General features: G+C 47.0%; 18 protein-coding genes. 17 read left to right on the forward strand and 1 reads right to left on the reverse strand.

From position 1 onward, the window contains the following. Window positions 1-240 precede the first annotated feature (240 nt). The 15 genes from ACY1JZ_RS06760 to trxA all read left to right on the forward strand — a co-directional run bounded on the left by ACY1JZ_RS06760 (window position 241) and on the right by trxA (window position 15,920). Window positions 241-2,796 (forward strand): cellulose binding domain-containing protein, encoded by a 2,556-nt coding sequence (locus ACY1JZ_RS06760; protein WP_462628589.1) that lies wholly within the window; start codon window positions 241-243, stop codon window positions 2,794-2,796. Window positions 2,797-3,005: 209 nt separating this feature from the next. After that, window positions 3,006-3,539, forward strand: coding sequence for a PadR family transcriptional regulator (locus ACY1JZ_RS06765; protein ID WP_462628590.1), 534 nt, complete (start codon window positions 3,006-3,008; stop codon window positions 3,537-3,539). A 103-nt stretch (window positions 3,540-3,642) separates the two neighbouring features. After that, on the forward strand, window positions 3,643-4,332 hold the full coding sequence (locus ACY1JZ_RS06770; RefSeq protein ID WP_462628591.1) for an ATP-binding cassette domain-containing protein: 690 nt from the start codon (window positions 3,643-3,645) through the stop codon (window positions 4,330-4,332). Then, the gene (locus tag ACY1JZ_RS06775) at window positions 4,313-5,062 is read left to right on the forward strand and encodes an ABC transporter permease (RefSeq protein WP_462628592.1); all 750 of its coding nucleotides are present in this window, start codon (window positions 4,313-4,315) and stop codon (window positions 5,060-5,062) included. Before ACY1JZ_RS06770 ends, ACY1JZ_RS06775 begins: the two co-directional genes overlap by 20 nt. 22 nt (window positions 5,063-5,084) lie before the next feature. Further along, complete coding sequence (locus tag ACY1JZ_RS06780) at window positions 5,085-5,732, forward strand: DUF5944 family protein (RefSeq protein WP_462628593.1); 648 nt, start codon at window positions 5,085-5,087, stop codon at window positions 5,730-5,732. Window positions 5,733-5,756: 24 nt separating this feature from the next. Next, entirely contained in the window at window positions 5,757-6,608 is an 852-nt protein-coding gene (locus tag ACY1JZ_RS06785; RefSeq protein ID WP_462628594.1) for a hypothetical protein, read from the forward strand. Then, on the forward strand, window positions 6,601-8,580 hold the full coding sequence (locus ACY1JZ_RS06790) for an insulinase family protein (protein WP_462628595.1): 1,980 nt from the start codon (window positions 6,601-6,603) through the stop codon (window positions 8,578-8,580). The genes ACY1JZ_RS06785 and ACY1JZ_RS06790 overlap by 8 nt, the downstream gene beginning before the upstream one ends. A gap of 81 nt (window positions 8,581-8,661) precedes the next feature. Further along, window positions 8,662-10,509 (forward strand): YcaO-like family protein, encoded by a 1,848-nt coding sequence (locus ACY1JZ_RS06795; RefSeq protein ID WP_462628596.1) that lies wholly within the window; start codon window positions 8,662-8,664, stop codon window positions 10,507-10,509. A gap of 136 nt (window positions 10,510-10,645) precedes the next feature. Next, window positions 10,646-11,074 (forward strand): hypothetical protein, encoded by a 429-nt coding sequence (locus ACY1JZ_RS06800; protein WP_462628597.1) that lies wholly within the window; start codon window positions 10,646-10,648, stop codon window positions 11,072-11,074. Between the two features lie 82 nt (window positions 11,075-11,156). Continuing rightward, a complete protein-coding gene (locus ACY1JZ_RS06805) occupies window positions 11,157-12,059 on the forward strand; it encodes a hypothetical protein (protein ID WP_462628598.1) in 903 nt (300 codons plus the stop codon). Further along, window positions 12,056-13,393, forward strand: a complete 1,338-nt coding sequence (locus tag ACY1JZ_RS06810) for a SagB/ThcOx family dehydrogenase (RefSeq protein ID WP_462628599.1) — start codon at window positions 12,056-12,058, stop codon at window positions 13,391-13,393. The genes ACY1JZ_RS06805 and ACY1JZ_RS06810 overlap by 4 nt, the downstream gene beginning before the upstream one ends. After that, the gene (locus ACY1JZ_RS06815) at window positions 13,394-14,299 is read left to right on the forward strand and encodes an ATP-binding cassette domain-containing protein (RefSeq protein WP_462628600.1); all 906 of its coding nucleotides are present in this window, start codon (window positions 13,394-13,396) and stop codon (window positions 14,297-14,299) included. It abuts the gene before it with no gap. Window position 14,300: 1 nt separating this feature from the next. Next, window positions 14,301-14,990 (forward strand): ABC transporter permease, encoded by a 690-nt coding sequence (locus ACY1JZ_RS06820; RefSeq protein WP_462628601.1) that lies wholly within the window; start codon window positions 14,301-14,303, stop codon window positions 14,988-14,990. 136 nt (window positions 14,991-15,126) lie between these two features. Further along, the gene (locus ACY1JZ_RS06825) at window positions 15,127-15,552 is read left to right on the forward strand and encodes an Rrf2 family transcriptional regulator (RefSeq protein ID WP_270166393.1); all 426 of its coding nucleotides are present in this window, start codon (window positions 15,127-15,129) and stop codon (window positions 15,550-15,552) included. 56 nt (window positions 15,553-15,608) lie between these two features. Further along, window positions 15,609-15,920: a thioredoxin gene (trxA, locus tag ACY1JZ_RS06830; protein WP_270166391.1), complete on the forward strand. Its 312-nt coding sequence runs from the start codon at window positions 15,609-15,611 to the stop codon at window positions 15,918-15,920. A 118-nt stretch (window positions 15,921-16,038) separates the two neighbouring features. Here trxA and ACY1JZ_RS06835 read toward each other — a convergent pair whose 3' ends face one another. Continuing rightward, window positions 16,039-16,926 (reverse strand): AraC family transcriptional regulator, encoded by an 888-nt coding sequence (locus ACY1JZ_RS06835; RefSeq protein WP_462628602.1) that lies wholly within the window; start codon window positions 16,924-16,926, stop codon window positions 16,039-16,041. A gap of 177 nt (window positions 16,927-17,103) precedes the next feature. On the opposite strand from ACY1JZ_RS06835, the gene ACY1JZ_RS06840 reads away from it, so the two are divergent. Both ACY1JZ_RS06840 and ACY1JZ_RS06845 read left to right on the forward strand, forming a co-directional pair. Beyond that, window positions 17,104-18,438, forward strand: coding sequence for a glycoside hydrolase family 30 protein (locus tag ACY1JZ_RS06840; RefSeq protein ID WP_462628603.1), 1,335 nt, complete (start codon window positions 17,104-17,106; stop codon window positions 18,436-18,438). 227 nt (window positions 18,439-18,665) lie between these two features. After that, window positions 18,666-21,020 carry an S-layer homology domain-containing protein gene (locus ACY1JZ_RS06845; RefSeq protein WP_462628604.1) on the forward strand — a complete coding sequence of 785 codons (2,355 nt, stop codon included), beginning with the start codon at window positions 18,666-18,668 and terminating at the stop codon, window positions 21,018-21,020. Window positions 21,021-21,065: the final 45 nt, after the last annotated feature.

A 21,065-nucleotide genomic window follows, 5' to 3' on the forward strand; every position in this document is an offset into this window, starting at 1 on the left:
ATGGTGTTTTTGCGTCTTATGATCTCGGAATCGTGATGCCTTAGATGACGAGATGATGCTCTTGGGCTGAAAATCCTCTTGTAGAGAAAGGTCGAAAATAGAAAAAATAAATTGGTAAGAATGAATATTTGGTTGTATTAACATTTTTTGCACATTATGTTATTGTAGAAATGTAATCGCTATCATTCTTGGCTTGCCCCATGTTCTATCCTATCTCAAAAATCGAAAGGAAGTGTGTTAATGAAAGGTTGGTTCAAAACGTCAGGCGCTATGCTGCTGATCCTTACTTTGCTGCTAGGATTGACGACCGTGCCCGCTCATGCAGCGTCTCCGCTGCACATGATCGAAAGCGAGGATGCCGAGCTCAGTCCCGAGCTTCAGGTGGTAACAGAGGTCTACGGGCAGCCCAAGCCTGGATACACTGGAAGCGGATTCGTCTGGATGCAGAATGGGGGGACTCTCACCTACTCTGTGACGGTTCCAGAAACCGGCATGTACCAGATTTCTACCCGGTTCATGCAGGAGCTAAGCCCTGACGGGAGGCTTCAATATCTGTCGATTAACGGTGTGAGCAAGGGCTCGTATATGCTGCCTTATACGACGACATGGTCGAATTTTAATTTGGGGTATCACAAGCTGACTCAAGGCGTTAACACGATCCAGGTGAAGGCAGGCTGGGGCTTCGCTTATTTTGACAGCCTTACTGTGGATTATGCTGATCTGGACCCCTTGAATGTGCTGCCGATCCTCTCTGACCCCGAGGCTACACCCGAGACACAGCTATTGATGAATTACTTGACGGAGGTGTACGGCAACCATATGCTCTCCGGGCAGCAGGAAATCTACGGAGGCGGCAATGATGGCGACATGGAGCTGGAGTTTGAATGGATCTACAATCTGACGGGCAAATATCCGGCGATTCGAGGCTTCGACTTGATGAACTATAATCCGCTATATGGCTGGGAGGATGGCACAACCGCCCGGATGATCGACTGGGTGAACAATCGGGGCGGGATCGCCACAGCTAGCTGGCATATCAATGTTCCGAAGAATTTCACCGCCTACCAGCTAGGCCAGCCTGTAGACTGGTTAGATGCGACCTACAAGCCTACGGACACCAATTATAATACGGCGAATGCGGTAGTTCCTGGAACGAAGGAATATGCATACCTGATGATGGCCATCGAAGACCTGGCGGAGCAGCTCCTGATCCTGCAGGAGAACGATGTCCCGGTGATCTTCCGTCCGTTCCACGAGGCGGAGGGCAATGGTGGACTCAATGGCGAGGGCGCCTGGTTCTGGTGGGCCAAGGCAGGTGCAGAGGTGTACAAACAGATGTGGGATCTGCTCTATACCGAGCTTACACAGACCTATGGCCTCCACAACCTGATCTGGACGCATAACAGCTACGTGTACAGCACCTCTCCTGCATGGTATCCCGGTGACGACAAGGTAGACCTTATCGGATTTGATAAATACAATACGATCTACAACCGCGATGATGGTCTGTCCGGCGTGCCGAATGAGGACGCGATCAGCTCGACGTTCTATCAGCTTGTTGAACTGACCGGCGGCGCCAAGATGGTGGCCATGACGGAGAATGATACGGTTCCGAGTCTGCAGAATCTGATGGATGAAAAATCAGGCTGGCTCTACTTCCTGCCTTGGTATGGCGAATTCCTCATGAGCTCCGCCTATAACTATCCAGAAACCTTGACGACGCTGTACCAGAGTGAGTATGTCATCACTTTGGATGAATTGCCTGATCTGAAGGCGAGCCAGCCAAGCTCATCGATCACTCCTGCCAGCGCGGTGTTTGACAAGAAGGCAGCTAACCAAGCCGATGTCACCGTTATGATGACACTAAACGGCAATACGCTTCAAGGGATTAAGAACGGCTCTGCGTCCCTCATACCCGGTACAGATTATACGGTGTCGGGTACGACGGTTACGATTAGCAAGAGCTATCTCGCCGCGCAGACCGTGGGCACGACGAATCTGACGTTCGACTTCAGCGCGGGCGCCGACCGCACGCTTGCAGTATCGATCGTCGATACAACAGTTGCGTTGCCTGGAGCGCTCACGTTGACGGGTACGGCAGGCAATGAACAAGCGACACTGACATGGACAGCCTCCGCCGGGGCAGCCTCCTACCATGTCGAGCGCGCTGAAGGCGGCGGCGCGTACACGACGATTGTGTCTAGCTTGACCGGCCTGACTTACACCGATACGACCGTTGTGAACGGGACGCTGTATAACTATCGTGTCGTGGCATCCAATGCGGCAGGGTCAGTAAGCTCCAACATTATTGCCCTGACGCCTTCCGTGACGCCGACGCCGACAGACAGCTTCAAGATTCAGATGTATAGCAGCAATACGGCTGCTTCCAGCAACACGATCGCTCCACATATCAAGATCGTGAACACAAGTACGAGCGCGCTCGATCTGTCCACCGTCAAGCTGCGGTACTACTATACGAGCGATGGTCAGCAAACTCAGGCATTCTGGTGCGACTGGTCGCATGTCGGCAGCTCGAATGTAACCGGGACCTTCGTTACGATGTCGACGCCGAAGCCGGATGCAGACAGCTATGTCGAGATCGGCTTCACGAGCGGAGCCGGTACCCTCGCCCCAGGCGCGGCGGCCGAGATTCAGATTCGTCTGGCCCGCACGGACTGGAGCAACTACACACAGACTGGCGACTACTCCTTCAGACCGATCGGCTCCAGCTACGCCGATTGGACCAAGATGACCGGCTACGCTAACGGCGTGCTGCAATGGGGGATGGAGCCGTAAGGGGAGACGGGTAGGGCGATTCCGCTCGAGGTATTGTAAATGAATGAGCTCTCCTGAGTGAAGGGAGGGCTCATTCCAATTTGGGCTCGTAACAACATACAAAAAATGAAAGAAGCAGTTGACAATTACCTGGGAACTAATTAAACTGAAAATATCATATATCCAATGTTGAATATACGACGTTGGTATTAGAAATGAGGCTTTCTACATTGGTCAACCTAATCATCCTTGCTTTGCTACGTCAACGACCGATGCACGGTTATGAGATTCAGCAGATTATCCAGACAACACGAATGGATGAATGGGCGAATCTGCTCTCCGGTTCCATTTATTATGCATTGAACAAACTAGAGAAGGAAGGGCTTGTTCGGACGGAAGCGGAGGAACGAACAGGAGCACGCCTGCGTAAAGTATACGCAATTAGCGAAGCAGGGGAGCAGCAGTTCCTGACCTTGGTCAGAGAGTCACTGAAGGCGATGCCTCATTCGGTAAAATCTGACTTTGTTGTAGGCCTGAATTGGATTGAGATGGTTCCGAAGGCCGAAGCTCTTAGCATGATTGAGCAGAATATAAGAGAAGTGGAGCAAAAGCTTGCCGAGTTTCAACATGGTAGAGAAATCAAAGCTTCTTATGGCTTATCCCCGTTTGGAGAAGCGTCGTTTGATAATGCGATCGCTTTGCTCAAGCTGGATTTGGGCTTTCTGCGGCGGGTTTTGCAGTTGTTAGATAAATCTTCAGATTGATCAAATGCTGAAAATGAGGCGTTTTTATTGATTTGTGGGTGTGGAGCTCTGATGATATTATATCCAATATTGCTTATCCTACATTGTCTATAGGAGGAGAAGAATGTTACAACTGAACAATATAAGCTTAGGATACTCCGAGGACATATTAGATCAGACCACGTATACCTTTAGGGCAGGTGAGCTTTATTTTTTACTCGCCCGGAATGGAGCAGGCAAGAGCACGTTGTTTCGAATGATCGCTCAGGAGTTGAAGCCGCGGACAGGGCACATGGTTGTAAACGGGAAGGTGACCTTGCACAGACAGAATCCGGTATACTTCGAGGATATGACGGTGAAGGAAAATGTGGAGTGCTTCCTGGAACTTCTGGATACTAAGGTTAGCTACCAGGAGCTGAAAGACAAGTATCAGCTTGGGGAAATCGAAAAAAAGGTAGCCAGGAAGTTATCCGGTGGCGAGAAGCAACGATTATATCTGGCGATAACAGGAATGAGTAATGATGAGATTCAACTCTATGACGAAGCGGATGCTGCGTTGGACGCTATGTCTAGACAGCTCTATTACACTGAGGTGCTGAAGAGGAATGCCGCGGAAGGTAAGCTTGTCATAGCGATAAGCCATCATATTAGTGAAAGTTTACGCATTGCGGATCGAATCTGTTTTTTGTCTAACAAGCGCTTGTATGAGATTCATCCGGGATCTCTTCCGCCAGAACTGACTGATATGAATGAAGATCGAATTCTGGAGTATCTGGAGAAGGAGGGGAGCAAGCATGAAGAAGCTCGTGCTTAATTTTCTGAAGGCTGACCTTCGAATGCCGCAGCTCATGTTCTGGGATTGGATATTCCCTCTCATCCTGATTCTGGCGTTCAGCCTCTTTGTGGGTTCTCAGGAATATTCCCAGTTCGTGCTGCCAGGGCTGGTTAGCTTGTTTATTTTACAGAGTATCATCTTTTCACTGCCCTATCGAATTGCCCAATATAATGAACAGGGAATATTAGCCCTCGTAGGCAAGAAGGGATATCTAACCAGACTGTTGACAGGTTTTTATCTGAGTAGAGTGGCAATCTTGTTCCTTCAGACTGTACTGGTTATTGTGCTGGGTCAGATTTCCCTGGGCGTAACGCTCGTAGTGGAGTGGGGAATGCTGGCGGTATCGTTTATTGTCTCTGTACTGGTCTTTCTGCTGCTCGCGACGTTTTGCGGTCTAGTGGTCAAAAGGCAGAATGCCGCGTTAGGACTGGCACAGGCGATCTATTTTTCACTGATAGCTACGTCGGGTATCTTCTACCCAATAGATAAAAGCCCGGATGTGCTGCAGGCGTTATCCCATGTTTCCCCGTTGTATTATATCAATAATCTGTGGACAGAGGCTTTGTTTAATCAAGGCGTCAGTACGGTAATTGATTTGGTGGTCTTAGGTATCTTCCTGGCGATCTTCATGGTTGCACTTGTGATCTATAGTAAGGGAAGCAAGAGGGAGGTGAGTCAGCCTGCTAATATTGCACAAGTTGGAGAATAGTGATCTTAAGGAACATCGTGTCGTGAAGAGAGCGTTTGAGCAGACCTCGCTGAGCGATTATGGCGCAGAAGCCACTTGTAGTTTTTCGGTAAGCGAGGCTAGCCCTCATGCGAAAATCATTAGGGTCAAGGGCAATGTGAACCTGGATTCATCTGTTATGGATGCGAATCAGAAATGGATTTCAAAGGCTTTAGTCTATTTTCCTGAGCATAAGTATGGAATTGAATTTGTAAGAGAGACTGCGGCTTATACGATTGAGTTCATATGTGAATGGAAACATGCTAAGGAATATTTTAATCTGGTACTGACAGACAAGAGAGGCTATCTTATCAGTTCAGCCACTTATGTATTCAATGCAGATAACATCGTACCTTATCCTGTTCAAGATAAAGACATCTCACCTTATACAGCCTGGAGTAAGCTAGAGAAGAGAGAAGGGCAATTCGTATTCAGTTCAATCCTTCCACACACAAACCATAGCGAGCCAATAGCAATTAATCACACTTGGCAAAATGTAGGGCAACATTTCATACTACAAGCTGAGCAGCAGGACAACAAAGCGGTCTACGAGAGCAGTCTTTCTTGGGATGAGATGTGTTCGGGAATGTGGATGATCATTGCTACAGATGCTCAAGGGAGGCTCATGACACAGTATGTAGTGCATATTTAGAGACGAAGGAAGGGATTTCGCAGGATGGCTCTACAAGTATTCATTCCCCAAAATCGGGATGAAGCCGTTATGATACGTGAAGGGCTTGTTGTTTATCTGAACAAGTGTAATCAAATAACAGACGTCTACTCTCGGTTCGATGAGCTGTTCTTCCTGCATATTGCTCTAACTCGCTACTCTACGGAGCTTAACTTGATCGCGACGCAGCAGGAAATAGAACAATTGAGTAACAGATTGGTTTATATTGAGAAGGCTTTGGAAAGTAAGTTTGATGAAGAAATAAGGGGACTGCAGCATTTACAACTCTATGAACGTAGTCAGATTATTTTTCATTTTCTAGGTTTTAAGTATTATATGAAAATAACAAAGGGCGGAGAAGTTGAATTAAGTGAAAGTTTTGAGGCTACATTAGGCGATATGATCAAAAAGGTTAGAGGCTATTCTCTCATTTATGATTATATGATGAATTTCTTTTGTGAGAGACTAGGTATACTGGTGGAGCCGCCCCTTGTGACTCATCCAGGAGATGGCAGTCGGGAAGAACGGAGCTATATCCATACCCACTATTTCCTTGTGATGTCCAATTATTTCACTACATCGTGTGATCAACATAATACAGAAGTTTTAGTTCATGACTGTGAATATGCTATGAGCAACAAACTGGGCGACCTAGTAGCTGAACTATTCTGGGCACTTAGTTATTATCGATATGAAGGACAGGTGATGGAACAATTAAAAACCTTCCTTGACCAATACTACTGTAATGGTATATGGGAGTATGGATATGACCAAGAGCGTCAGCTACAGCATGCTCAATATTCCACTATAGTTGCTTTGCTGGAATATGTAAAGAATCGATGTGAGCGGTATGAATAACGTTCCTGGGGGGGCTTCTCTAAGAATTGTTTTCCCGATTGGAAGCAAGGATGACCCGAATGGATTAGAAGGGCTTACCCACTTTCTAGAGCATATACTTGTAAAGGCCGACGTAAACGGCCGAAATCTTATAGAATTATGCCGCCAATTCGATGGAGAGATTCAGGCAACCACCTCAAAAGAAGAACTTATACTATCAGTAGCCGGGAGTAGTAGGAAGTTTACTAGGCTGTACGAACAAGTATTGAAGTTTATATTAGCATTCGAGAGGGGAGTGGATCTAAATCCAGACTTTTTGAAAAAGGAAAGGAGTGTAATATGTAATGAAATGAAATACAAGGCCAGTCAACTCGAGCATCGGCAGCGTGAGACGTACTTCGCTGAAAAGTGGAAGGATACTTCTCTAGAACACCCGGTTTTAGGGTATGAAGCAAGTATAGAGCGTATTAGCGCACCAGATGTTATACGACAATGGAGAAAGGTCATTCAATCTTATCCACAGTTGCAGATCAACCATTCACGTCTTGAGGACAGAGAACAGCTTGAAGGGTTGACATCTGCTTTCCTTGATTCAAAAGTGATGATGACAAGTGATCCGTATCAAGCAGGACTGTATCATCTCATCGCTTTAATTGCCAAGAGTCAAAATATGAAGGCAGTCGAGGTCCACAGATATAACTCCATATGCGGCTTGAAGATTCCTGTTGCTTCCAGAAAAAATCTACTGAGTCTGGAACGGAATCTCCTCAAGGACATCATGGGTACATCCTCAGACAACATCCAAAGTGAACTAGTGAAGGCTATAGTAAAAGGGAATCCCGATTTTGTAGTGGAAGAAATCGTACATTTACTGAAGGAAGTGAATATGAACTTTCGCACTCCTAGTATGGGGTCTTCCATCCGCAACCAGTTGATGGTCAGACAATTCAAAGCGCACCGTTGGTGTCAGGTAGATAGTGGACAACAAGGCCAGCATTTTGCCGCAATAAGTATCCGTCCAGATTATTGCATGCGACAGAATATACGAGCGATTTCGGATGGTCTGTTAAGGTACTTGCATGCTAGCTGTTCCACAGAGCTTAAAGTAAATTGTGAGATGGGGATTATTAGTATCTACATGGTTGGCAATGCTAATCAAGTGATGCAGGCTGTGAAAAAGCTTTATCTTTTAGATCCAATGGAAGCGCAAACATTCTGTTCCCACCATCGTTCCTCGTCTAAAAATGAACATCATGTGAGCCAGATATGTAACTATTTACTACATTGCCAGAGTCTAATGGAGCCAGGACAGCCTTTGAATGTGACCCCCTTGGAGTTGTTCCAACGAGTAGCGAAGCAGATACAGCAAGGAATGTCTATTGTCACCACGCTGGAGTTGGAGCCAGTTGAAGGATGGGTAGATAACCCGTTACCTGAGATATTAACGACATGTGTTGATATTCGGACCGGACAAGCTCTGTTATTACCTCAGCTTCAAGATGAATATGTGGAGATATGGCCTGGGCCGAATCTATTCGCAAAAGAGAAATATTTGTCGCACGCTTTGTGGTCTATTATCGAAGGGCTGAATGGAGAAATGTATCGTTGGTTTACTTTGGAAACAGCCAGCTTGTATAGTTTCACTTTTTTTCCTAGAGAATTGTTTGATTTTGGCTATCGTATCTTATATGTACATTGTCCCGATTCAGATCACAAGAGCAGGCTCGGTGCCAGCTTTAGAGAAATGTTGAAGAGTGTTTATGCTAACCTCAATTCTGATATGCTACGTAACGCTACAGCGAAGTTACGGATAAGAAGAGAGCGGGCGAATACATCATTGGCCTCCACATACATACAGCTATCAGCATATTTACTTCAGCAAGCGGACAGCGAAGCTTTTCTTAACTATCAGGCTGCGTTGGATGAGATACGTCTCGAATCGCTGAAAACTTATATAGCCGAAACGATAGATAGCCAGACAATTATATTGTAGAGAGGATATTGGGGGATGTTAAATTGTGTAGTGCTAAAAGATGAAAATGTCCTATTTGACACGAGGAACAGAGTATGGAGAATGAAGTCTAACTCAAAAATTCTGAATATTTTAAATAAAATGAAATTTGAATCGCCTGTGCTCGATCAAGAAGAGATGAGCTACTGGTTGAGTTTAACCAACAAACTGGAGCTGAGTCATGACACACGACTTCGTGTACAGGCGGAGAATCTTGATGCATATGCTGAAGACGATCGGATACTAGTTATCATTTCTCCATATGAACTGGCACGGTTAAAAAGAATGTTCTCAGAACATCCGGGACAAAACATAATCCCAATCATGTTAAGTGAAGAGACGATTTATGTAGGGCCCCTTGCTTCCAATTTTACAGTGTACGAGAGTTTCATCAGACGAGCCGCGGCTAACAATCCTATGTTGGCCGACAAGCTCAAGATCGGGGAAGATGGGCAGAACACAGAGATTTTTTATGTGAACAAAGACAAGCTACATCTTTATCGTCGCGAGATTGAAGCAGCCGTTCAAGAGTTGCTGCTGAGGCAGTCACCACATGTCGTTTGGGTGATTGAAGAGGGGGAATTGCAGCCGCACACATTTATTGGCTTTGATTCTGCCAGCTACACTCCAGGAACGAAAGACATGATGGATGCAGTGGATAGCAAACTGGGTATTATTACAGATATTAAAACTCAATCCACCTCATTTAAAGGGGTTCCCGTATATATTGCGGTTAGTTCTACAACGGATTACTCGATCTACCATCCAGACCTGTTCGCCCAGTCCAATAGTGGCGCAGGCTTCGATAGACAAAGTGCTGAATATTCAGCAGTTGGGGAAAGTATAGAACGACTAGCAGCAGGGTGCTATAACGATGAGGTAAGGTTGAAGCCTTGGAGTGAAATGATAGAAGAAGCAGTGCGACCTGAGAACTTCATATTGTTCTCTGGAGAACAATATGAATCACACGGATTTCCTTATCGACCCTTCACGAGAGACACTCCTGTTAATTGGCTGAAATCTGTTGACCTTATGACAGGAAAAGCAGCCTATACCCCAGCAGCCTTTGTCAAATTACCCTACAAAGCTGCCCCGGGCGAGGTGAGAATTACGCCTTCTATCTCTACAGGACTGGCTCTTGGCAGGAGCAGGGAGCAAGCGATATTGAGCAGTATTTTTGAAGTGGTAGAGAGAGATGCTTTCTCAATCAGTTGGTTATTGAAGCTCCCTCCTAATCGAGGCTTGAATGTTGAGGATTATTTGAATGGGTATGAGCATACAACGGAGGAGCATTATATATGCAAAGCATACGATATTACCGTCAGCGATTTGTTTGCTACAGTTGTGGTGACCATACACAACAATCGGTCCAACCACTTCATGATTGGTGCAGCTACCCGATTTACTGTTGAAGAGGCGATAAAAAAGGCATTTCTAGAAGCAGCGCAAGGTATTACTTATGTCGATATGTTGGTCAACCTATATAAAGATCAACAATTAGTGGCTAATTTTAATTCCATCAACACGTTTCAGAAGCATGCCGCGTTTTATTCGCTGTATCCAGAGGAAAGAATGAAAGTTAACTATTTTTTGGACGAGCAGTATAAGTTTGAAAAAATGAGGACCTCCGCATTTAACGGAGAGAATACACTGAGAATGAACGATCAGGAAAAGCTGGAATTAGCAGTTCATACACTTCAAGAGGCGGGATTTCAAGCCTACTTCTTAGATCTCACTAATAACGAGCTGGAGCAGTTAGGGGTTTATGCTTCACGTGTAATCATCCCAGGCCTGCATTCCTTACACGGCTCGCATCGGTTCAGATTTTTGGATGAACGCCGATTGGATAGTATTAGAGATAGGTATTCGTGGCATGGGGAATTAAATTCATTTCCTCATCCGTTCCCATAAATGTAAGGCTGCAATTATTCAATATGCTTATTGTGGTCCATATTATGTTGCAGCATTCTCTTTTGAGTTGCTATAGCATATACATTCGGCTGCAATAACATATTTAATAATAAATAAAACTTTGGAGGGATTTAGAATGAACGAAAGTAGCATGAAATTGGAGATTTTGAGCGAGAAGAGTCACAAAAACGTGGTGGATGAAGAGAGCTGTTTCCTGGGCTCTACAACAACTTCGGTAGATGTCAATGACATCGAATTGGAGGTTGTTGCAGAGAAGGCGCACAAAAATGTGGTAGACGAAGAGAGCTGTTTCCTGGGCTCTACAACAACTTCGGTAGATGTCAATGACATCGAATTGGAGGTTGTTGCAGAGAAGAGTCACAAAAACGTGGTGGATGGAGAGAGCTGTTTCCTGGGCTGTACAACAACTTCGGTAGATGTCAATGACATCGAGCTGGAGGTTGTCGCAGAGAAGGCGCACAAAAATGTGGTAGACGAAGAGAACTGCTTCCTGGGCTGTACAACAACTTCGGTAGATGTCAATGAGGTTGAACTGGATAACTAATATACTATAATCTGTTAATTTCAAGGTATAAAAAAGCAACTGCTTTTTTATACCTTGAAATTATTCAGGAAAGGAAAAAATAATGAAGCCCAAATATGGATATGTAATGCCTTGCCAGATCAAAGAGTGCGGACCAAATCATTCTCAACTGGAATTGATTACGCAGAAAAGTTCATTCATTATGGGGAATAATGAGCTCACAGCGACAATTCGAAATATACTCCATTTTATGGAGGAGCACACGGAGCTTGAAGCGCTAGTTAAGCACGTTAGCCATATTCTAAACGAACAAAAATTATCAGATGTATTAGAATTTTTGCAGCAGCGAGGAGTAATTTATTTATCTGAAGAACCACTAACATCCTCTGAAAAAAATCTGGTTGATTTTCTTTCTCATTATACCCATAGTGTAACCAAGCATTTCAAAGAGTTGAGAGAAATTACCTTTTGTCTGCCAACCTACAGTAAGAATACGGAGAGGTTTGCGGACTTGTTAGAACAATTTGGACTGCACTACCGGTATGTTGGGGTTCAAGACATGTCCGAACTTACAGAGCAGAACTATGTACTGGTGAGCGTAGATTCGTGTGATATTCATATTCTGGATGAGATAGGAGAAATGTTGGAGGGGCGTGAAGGTTGTCTTTGGTCATTTGTATTATTCTACCAGGATTCTTTTATGATTAGTCCTATACTAAATCAAAAAAACTATATAAGGTATTCCTGTATGAAGGATCAAATAGAGATGCCAAGGGGGCAGTATGGCATCACCAAGAATTCCTTGCTTGAAAATATGGGATATAACCACCTTCTAATGGAGGTTCTCACCTCCATCACTAAACTTAATATTAAAACAAACTATGGCAGAACAATTATATGTAATACAGTTGAACGAACACTTGATATAGAGAAAGTATACTATATTCCTCGTATTGCGGATCGGGACAAAGCAATATATATCAAAAGATGGGACGACGAGAGATGAACAAGAGCTCGAGCCACTATATAAACGTAGGGCACGAAGGGAAGCCGATCAAGTATGTGAAAGTGAAGGGACAACGCTTGCCTATTCTAATTGAACCCGAGGGATGCAGACAACAAGCATTAGATAATGTGGAAAAGGTGCTGCGTTATTACCAAATCTACAAAGGTGACCACGCGGTTTGGACCGCTAACTTCATTTACAGTCTTATTAAAGCGGATGATAGGATGCTTGAGATTGGTGAAGTGAACGAGCGCATCGAGCAATCGATGTCTCATTTTGAGCTTATCCATACTGAAAGGAGAGAGGGGTTACCTATCTTCTGCATAAAACAGGATAAGTGCTCTGAACAGGATCTTATGTACCAGACGAAGCGCAATGAAGATATATTATCCCGTCTGGATAGTAAAGCCAAAGAATATTACTTAACTGTCGTGTCTAGTATCGAGTCAGAGAAGATGACAAAGGCACCTCAAGACATGCAAAGCGCCGCTGTGTTATTTGCACTTGGAAATCCGTGGATATTCCAATTTATTGAACATAACATTGTTGAGAAGGATTTATCAGACGTGACCTATCTTACCCGGCTGTATCATGAGAACTCTAAGCTTCAACCCTTTCATCAGCAAGGTGATTTCATGAAGCCTCTGGATGAAATTGACGAGGAGGTAAAGCAGTTAACAACTAGAGGCAGGAAATTGTTCCACGACAAGAAGGTCATTCCTTTGCCTGAACCTACTAAAATGAGTGATTGTTCGATAGAAGAAGTGATCGGTCGCAGACGATCTCTCAGACATTATACGGGTGAAGCTGTAGACCTTCAAACCTTGGGCAATATCTTGCATTATTCATACGGAATCACCGGGCGATTGAAAAATACAGGGCTTCATCTTCGGGCTGTTCCATCGGGGGGTGGCCTATACCCAGTCGATATTTATATGGCTGTCAATCATGTGGATGGCCTGGATAAGGGCATTTATTATTATGATCCTTTCGTGCACCGACTTACTCAAGTCAATGATAAAGATATGTCCAACATGTCTAAGGACATCAGCGGATACTCGAGCATGTTGGATCAGGCATCCGTTACCTTTATTTTATCTGCGAATTTCTGGAGAAATCAATGGAAATATCATGAGCGCGGTTACCGTGTCATTTTATTAGATTGCGGTCATGTCGCTCAAAACATCCATTTAATGTGCAACGCCTATGAATTGGCTTCCTGCTGTTTGATGGGATTTGTTGATAATGAAGTGAATGAGATGCTTGAGCTAGATGGAGTACTTGAGCACTCAATGTACTTAATTACTGCCGGGCAGACGAAGAGGGGCGTGTAGATGGATTTTATCCTGGAGACCGAAGGTCTGACTAAGCTTTATAGGAATGAGAAGGTTGTAGATCATGTCAATCTGAACATTAGGGCTGGCGAAATCTATGGTTTGCTAGGTGAAAATGGGGCTGGAAAGACCACATTAATGAAGATGATCACTACGCTTGTAGTTCCTTCACAGGGGAAGGTCAAGCTCTTTGGCCAAGAATTGAGAGGAAATACAGAGCTTCTTCAGCAAGTTGGAACATTAATCGAGACACCCGTTTTTTATGATACTCTAAGTGCTGAAGAGAACTTGACGATTCATTGTAAATACAAAAATATTCCAATCGGTAGTATAAAGGAGTATCTGCAGTTGCTTGGAATATATGATCACAGACATAAGAAAGTGAAGCAGTACTCTCTTGGAATGAAGCAGAGACTAGGCATTGTGCGCGCCATTATTGGTCAACCAAAACTCCTTGTTCTAGATGAACCCATTAATGGATTAGATCCTACAGGGATTAAAGAAATCCGTGAGCTGTTCCAATTGTTAAACAGAGAGAAAAAAACGACGATTCTTATTTCCAGTCATATTCTTGGTGAGATCGAGCAATGTGCAAGTACCATCGGTTTTATGAATAAAGGTGTGCTGCGTGAAGAGGTTGAAATGGATGAAATTAATAATTCTGCAATTCAGTATTATGAGATTAAAATTAGTCACATTCAAGCGGTAGAGGAAACACTAAAAAAGCTATTCAAGGTTGTAGATATATCCAAAAATGATGTGAGAATCTCAGCAGGTAACTTCAATACGATGGATGTGACTAAACTGATGATTCAACATGACATCGAGTTTTCAGAGATTAAGCCATCAGGCGACACATTGGAGGACTATTATATCAAAAAAATCTTGCATAGCAGGGAGAGCTAGAATGAACTTCTTTAGCATTGAGCTTGCCAAATACAAAGTGACCAAAATTTCGATGGCATTTTTAATACTAAATGTATTTATATTTTTGTTTCTGTTTTTGCTTGGTTTGAGTACAAATGAGCCGATGTTTCCTTCAATAAACAGCGCAATTCATGAAATTAATAATGCGATTATTTGGCCAGGCTGCATTGTATTTACTGGCGTGTGGGCGGCACGAATCTTCATACAGGAGTTCAGTAATAAGACGATCATGAATATATGGGCAAGCGGAGTTAAACGTAACAGTGTTATGCTCTCAAAGCTATTCTTAATTGGCCTTGTTGGATGGCTTGGTACGGTGTTTACTACATTGTTTCTTAACCTTCTGTTGTTGGTGTTTGCCCCATACATGAATTATGCAGAAAGTGGGATACCGATTGCCTCATTCCTCTCCTCTGCGTTTATTACAGAATTGGCTTTGAGTGCACTCTGCATCAGTATTACGGTCTTGTTATCGCTCTCCATCGGAATTAGAGGATACTCTACTTCTGTGACGATTATCTCCTCATTAGGGGTCGCAATTATCTGGGCATCACAAATTCATCTTTCTGGGATTGGTCTTTCTACCGCTGGTTTTCGCTGGCTGATTGCTGTGTTTAGCGCGGCAAGTATCTTCTTCCTCATTAAACATCTGAAACGCTCGGATATTTAATTCGGGCAGATGATTAAGATGGGTAGGCTTGTTAGGCATACGCATACTTCCGGCCATCGTGTCACACCCTACAAGGGAGCTGTTGACATTCAGAACTGTAACTGATAAAATTACAGTATGAATCGGGGTGCGATAGATGAACAGCGAATTTACGATAGCCGTCCATAGTCTGGTGTTGCTGGCGAATCTGCCGGAGAGAATGGCGCGCAGCGAGTATATTGCAGAGAATGTGCAGACGCATCCGGCCCGCATTCGCAAGGTGATGGGATTTCTGCGGCGTGAGGGCTTCGTGGAGACGCGCGAGGGAACGCGCGGCGGCTACAGGCTGATTGCCGATCCGGTACAGGTGTCGCTAGGCGATATATATCGCTGCATTGCCAAGGGAACGCTCAGCCCCAACTGGTGCTCGGGCAACCCGGAGATGGACTGTGTTGTCGGCTCGAATATGCAAGAGGTCATGAATAATATCTTTTGCACGGCTGAGCGGCAACTGGAGGCGCACTTCAACGGCATCACCATCGCAGAGGTGCTTGGCCAGATTCATGAATGTCAGGAATGTTGATGTGACGGGTAGCCCCTAAACATAGCCTTACCATTTTCCCTGAGAGGATGATTATCATGGCAGCAGTAGTATTGACTAAAGATAATTTCAATTCCAGCATCGAGAGCGGCGTTACGCTCGTGGACTTCTGGGCGCCATGGTGCGGCCCTTGCAAGATGCAGCTCCCTATCGTAGAAGAACTGGCAGGCGAGCTGGCCGGTCAAGCAACAATCGGCAAAATCAACGTCGACGAGGAGCCTGAACTGGCTTCCCAATTCGGCGTCATGAGCATTCCGACACTGATCCTGTTCAAGGACGGTCAGCCCGTCGACAAGATGGTCGGCCTGCAAAGCAAAGATGCGCTGAAAGGTAAAATCAGCAACGTGTAATGTGCCGTACCTGCGCATAGATGAAGGCAGTCTCTGCCAGCATGAAGAACACCCTATGTCCAGACTCTAACCGAGTCGGGCATAGGGTGTTTGTGTATGCCGTGAGAAGGAGCGGCGATCAGATCCCAGGGCTTGCGCTTCGACGGTATTCCAGTGGACTCATGCCGGTCCAGCGCTTGAACTGGCGGCTGAAATGAGAAAGATGCGCATAGCCGAGGCGCTGTGCAATCTCGGAGAGCGCTAGCTCCGGCTGACGGATGAGCGTCTTCGCTTCGTTGAGCTTCAGCTCGGACAAGAAGCGCCGCGGCGACATGCCGTACACCTTGCGGAATACCTCCAGGCCATAGCCTGGCGTAATCCCGAGCGAGCGGATGATCTGCTCGATGCCTAGAGCCGGGGCAGATGTATCGCGGGCGGGATCAAGATCGAACTGCCGCTTCAGCGTCTCTGCAATCATCCGTGCATAATGCACAGAGGTTGGCGCAGAGCTCTCTCGATGAGCATCCGGCGAATCGGTGAGCTGGGACAGCAAGCTGAGCAGCCCGAACAGATGCGACTGAATAAGAAAGCGATCCGATGTTGTATATGTCCGACCAGGCTGGAGCATCTGCATAAGATGCTCCAGCACTTGAGCAAACTGAGTATTATCCGCGCTTCCCGCCGGATACAAGAAACGATTGTTTTGAATCATCTCGATGCAGAACAGAGGATCATTGACGTGGAAATGCAGACAGAAATACGTCATGCCCTCCGTAGCTGCGCAGCGGTTCGTATGCTTGAAGCCGGGGGGGATGAGGATGATGTCCCCGGTCTGGAGCAGATAGCGATTGCTGCCAATGACCGTCTCCTGTGCGCCGTTAATCAGGAGCAGCATCTCGAAGCCCACATGCGCTTCCTCCTGCATGAACCATCCGGCAGGGACTGTTCGTCTATGGGCGCCGTACAGCTTCACATTCCAGTCGATCGGAGGCAGCCAATCCCCGAGCCTCTCATAGGAAGTAGACATCTCCATGCACCTCAACTTGAATGAGACGCTACGCGTCTTCACTTCATCTGTGATTTGGGTAAAAATAACCTTGCTAGGACAATTTGAATCGCTATCATCTCTTATTATACTAGAGCCATCAAGCATAATTCAAAGCGAGCTGTGTCATCATTTGAGTCAAGCAATGGAGGGGTTACAATGGCAACTACGATGTGGTATTCCAGTACAGAGGCGTTACCGTGGAGGAGGAAGTCCACTGGCGGAGCAGAAAAGGCGGAGTCGGTGCTGACGGTGGGCAGTGAGCGGAAGCAGACGATGGATGGCTTCGGCGGCTGCTTTAATGAGCTGGGCTTTATCGCGCTGGGGAATCTGCCTGAGGCTGAGCGAGCGCAAGTCCTGCATGATCTATTCCACCCTGAAGGCGAGCAGCGCTTCTCAATCTGCCGACTTCCAATCGGAGCAAGTGATTACGCCAGCCAGTGGTACAGCCTGAACGAGACGGATGGCGATCTGGCGATGGAGCATTTCTCTATCGAGCGGGATAAGCAGTATCTGATCCCGTATATTAAGGAGGCACTGGCGCTTAACCCCGAGCTGAAGCTGTTCGCTTCGCCGTGGAGTCCGCCGACCTGGATGAAGTCCCCCAAGGCGTACAACTATGGCACACTTCGTTGGGAGAAGGAGATTCTGGAGGCGTATGCGCTCTACTTCGTCAAGTTTGTGCAGGCGTATCGCGAAGAAGGCATTACGATTCATCAGATTCACGTGCAAAATGAAGTCGTTGCCGACCAGAAGTTCCCTTCCTGTGTCTGGACAGGCGAGCAGCTTCGAGAGTTTATCCGTGATTATTTGGGGCCGGCCTTTGCCCGCCATGGGCTGGATACGGAAATCTGGCTCGGTACGATTAACGCCGCGGAGCCTTGGGATGAATGGATGAAGAAGAAGGCGCAGGATCATGATGCGTATGCGCATACTGTGTTAAGCGATCCTGAAGCATACAAGTACATCACAGGCGTTGGCTATCAATGGGCGGGGAAATATACGATCCAGCGCACGGTCTCCAGCTACCCTGAATTAAAATATATGCAGACGGAGAACGAGTGCGGCGACGGCGAGAACACATGGTTCTACGCGAAGTACGTCTTCAATCTGTATCAGCATTACTTGGCGAACGGCGTGAACGCTTATATCTATTGGAATATGGCGCTTGAGCCCAAGGGCCGCAGCACCTGGGGCTGGGAGCAGAACGCTATGATCACCATTGATCCGGCAGAGCACAAGGCTATTCGCAATCCCGAATATTATGTGATGAAGCATTATTCGCACTTTGTTCCGCCCAGCTCGCAGCGTCTGAGTCTCAAGGGGCCGTGGACAGGCAATGCGACCGCCTTCGCGACTCCGGCAGGAGACACGGTCATCGTCATCGCCAACCCGTTCAAGGAGGCGCGAACGATTGCCATCGCATGTGGCGCAGAGCAAGTCTCATTCACATTGGAGGCGGAGTCGTTTAACACCATCGTCTATCAAGGCTAATAGGTGTGCTTGGCGCTTGAGGCTTCGGGACGTGAGCCATCGGCGCATCCGCCATCGATCATCGATCAAGAGCAGACACGCTGTCTGCTCCTCTCCTGCGGGGGAGGGGCATGGACAGCGTGTTTGCTTTGCGCGGGACCTGTAATTTTATTTGGCTGTACTGCAACCATTCGTTTCCACGGCTCGTTAGAAGGGTGAATATCACTTTTTAGGAGGGATTTCTATCCATGAGCCGATCCAAGAGAAGAAGAAAGCAATGGTTGGTAACTCTGGCAACAGTAATCGCTTTAACAGGAACGATTCCAAGTGCGGCATTTGCGGACCGGATAGCGACTACCGCCACCGTATTGACGGAGCACAACGTGGCTGAGCCGTCCAGCGAGAGCCCGGTTAATGCCAAGATCACCAAAGAGAAGGCCGATGAGCTGTCGAGAAAGATCGTCAGCATTCCTAAAGAATATACGCTTCAGAACGCTAACTATCAGACCTCGGCATTGTACTCGGGCAAGCAAGGAAGCTGGTCAATGTCCTATGTGCTGCGCAAAAACAACAAATCGCTCGGCACGATCAACACGCGGATTAACGCGGATACCGGAGAGCTGATCTATTATACCAATTACAACAACGACCCTACGCGCAAGCCGAGCTATCCGCCGAAGGCAGACCGGGAGCAAGCACAGGAGATTGCCTCGTCGTTCATAGGTGTAGTCGGCTCCAGCTACAAGGGGCAAATTAAGGTGGATGAGGATTTCGGGGTGGATACCCGTCAACCGCTGACAGGGGAAGTCAGCTATAGCTTCCGCTACAACCGACTCGTAGGCGGGCTGCCATTCATGGATAACTATATTCAGGTTATGGTGGATGGAGAAGGCCATATTATCAATTACGAGCTGAATTGGGATGCCACGGTGAAGTTTGAGAATGCGGCGCCGAAGCTGACGTCAGAGCAGGCTATGGCCCGATTCCGCGAGGAAGCGAAGCTGCAACTGAGCTATATGCTCCCGTACTCCGCGAAAAAACAAGTCCCGATCCTGTCCTATAATCTGTCGACGATGGTGCTGGACGCGGTAACCGGCCAGCCTATCGAGCGGTCGGGTAGATATGTCGAGAATACGACTAAGCCCGTTGCGGACAAGGCGCTGGGAGCCAAGCCGACTGCCGGGAAGGCGCTGACAGCAGAGCAAGCAAGCCAGAAGGTGGCAGCAGCCTTCGACTTGCCGTCCACTGCCAAGCTGGAGGACAGCAGCTATTCTGAATATATGGATGACGCTTCCGGCAAGAGTGTCTCCGTATGGGGACTGAATTGGTCCGTCAAGCAGGAGGGCAAGGATATTGGGTATTCGGCCTGGGCGGAGGTCAATGCACTGACTGGCGAGGTTCGCAGCTTCTCCTATTATGACGGCAGAGAGAACAAAGATCAGAAGGATAAGGCCGTCACCTATGAGCAAGCCAAATCCAAGGCACTGGAGATTGTGAAGAAGCAACTGCCGGGTTATGTGCAGGAGCTATATTTGCAAGAGGAGGCGGACCTCTCCCAATACACGACGAAGAAGCCGGAGGAGATTGGCAGCTACAGCTTCCGTTTTCCCCGTTACGTGAATGGAGTTAACGTGCCGTATGACAATGTCTATGTCAGAATCAATGCGGTTACCGGCAGTGTTCAAGATTATAATGCCCAGTTCTTCAACTACACGTATCCTTCCACGTTGCCGACCCTTATCGACAAGGACAAGGCGCTGGACGAGTATAATAAATATTATAAGGTCGAGTTGACCTATGCGCTGCTTGGAGATGACAGCTACATTGGCATTCCAATCGAGAAATACAATCTGATGGTGGCTGCTGGAGAGATTAATCCGAATGATGCGAGCGGCTCGGGCCCAGCCAAGCTGGTCTACCGTATGGTGAAGCGTCCGCTCGAGGAGAACGTCTTCCTGGATGCTCAGACAGGTCAGTGGCGTGCGGTGGACAGCGGCGAGGTAACCAGTCTCATTAAGCAGAAGGCAGCCGATATTGCGGGTCATTGGGCCGAGCGTGAGCTGCAGCTTATGATTGATTACAAGGCGCTGGATCTGGAGGATGGCAAGGTTCGTCCGAATCAGACGGTGACCCGCGGCGAGCTGATCAAGATGCTGGTGCTCTCGATGAATGGCGGCAGCAGGAATATGCCGATGGCCGCCCTGTCTATGGGGCAGGCCTCCTTCAAGGATGTTGCGGCAGACTCGTCTTATTTCGTCTATATCGAGGAGGCGCTAGCTAACGACCTGATCGACAAGGGGGATGGCTCCTTCAATCCAGAGGGCAAGGTGGACCGCGAGGAGATGGCGGAGCTGATCGTGCGGGCGCTGGGGTACAACACCTTGGCAGACCATACGGATATATTCAACGTTGACTTTGCCGACGCGTCCAAGATGGAGAAGAAAGGGCAAGCGGCGATCGTTACAGGCTTGGGCATCATGTCCAAGGATAGCAAGGGCAACTTCCGTCCGAGCAGCGAGGTCTCTCGCGCAGAAGCTTCTGCGGCCTTCTTCCGCTTCCTGCAAGCGAAGGCTGATCTGAAGGAAGCGCCGCTGCGGGATTAAGCGCAACAGCAGGTTAGATATATGAGCGTGCTCTTGACGGCGTGT

Source organism: Paenibacillus sp. J5 (assembly GCF_054955055.1).

Bases quoted from the DNA above. Each gene is read 5' to 3' on its own strand.
- ACY1JZ_RS06805 (WP_462628598.1), top strand. From the start codon at position 11,157: ATGAAGCCCAAATATGGATATGTAATGCCTTGCCAGATCAAAGAGTGC.
- ACY1JZ_RS06795 (WP_462628596.1), top strand. From the start codon at position 8,662: ATGAAGTCTAACTCAAAAATTCTGAATATTTTAAATAAAATGAAATTT.
- ACY1JZ_RS06840 (WP_462628603.1), top strand. From the start codon at position 17,104: ATGGCAACTACGATGTGGTATTCCAGTACAGAGGCGTTACCGTGGAGG.
- ACY1JZ_RS06770 (WP_462628591.1), top strand. From the start codon at position 3,643: ATGTTACAACTGAACAATATAAGCTTAGGATACTCCGAGGACATATTA.
- ACY1JZ_RS06785 (WP_462628594.1), top strand. From the start codon at position 5,757: ATGGCTCTACAAGTATTCATTCCCCAAAATCGGGATGAAGCCGTTATG.
- ACY1JZ_RS06760 (WP_462628589.1), top strand. From the start codon at position 241: ATGAAAGGTTGGTTCAAAACGTCAGGCGCTATGCTGCTGATCCTTACT.
- ACY1JZ_RS06825 (WP_270166393.1), top strand. From the start codon at position 15,127: ATGAACAGCGAATTTACGATAGCCGTCCATAGTCTGGTGTTGCTGGCG.
- ACY1JZ_RS06775 (WP_462628592.1), top strand. From the start codon at position 4,313: ATGAAGAAGCTCGTGCTTAATTTTCTGAAGGCTGACCTTCGAATGCCG.
- ACY1JZ_RS06815 (WP_462628600.1), top strand. From the start codon at position 13,394: ATGGATTTTATCCTGGAGACCGAAGGTCTGACTAAGCTTTATAGGAAT.
- ACY1JZ_RS06835 (WP_462628602.1), bottom strand. From the start codon at position 16,926: ATGTCTACTTCCTATGAGAGGCTCGGGGATTGGCTGCCTCCGATCGAC.
- trxA (WP_270166391.1), top strand. From the start codon at position 15,609: ATGGCAGCAGTAGTATTGACTAAAGATAATTTCAATTCCAGCATCGAG.
- ACY1JZ_RS06820 (WP_462628601.1), top strand. From the start codon at position 14,301: ATGAACTTCTTTAGCATTGAGCTTGCCAAATACAAAGTGACCAAAATT.
- ACY1JZ_RS06790 (WP_462628595.1), top strand. From the start codon at position 6,601: ATGAATAACGTTCCTGGGGGGGCTTCTCTAAGAATTGTTTTCCCGATT.
- ACY1JZ_RS06845 (WP_462628604.1), top strand. From the start codon at position 18,666: ATGAGCCGATCCAAGAGAAGAAGAAAGCAATGGTTGGTAACTCTGGCA.
- ACY1JZ_RS06800 (WP_462628597.1), top strand. From the start codon at position 10,646: ATGAACGAAAGTAGCATGAAATTGGAGATTTTGAGCGAGAAGAGTCAC.
- ACY1JZ_RS06810 (WP_462628599.1), top strand. From the start codon at position 12,056: ATGAACAAGAGCTCGAGCCACTATATAAACGTAGGGCACGAAGGGAAG.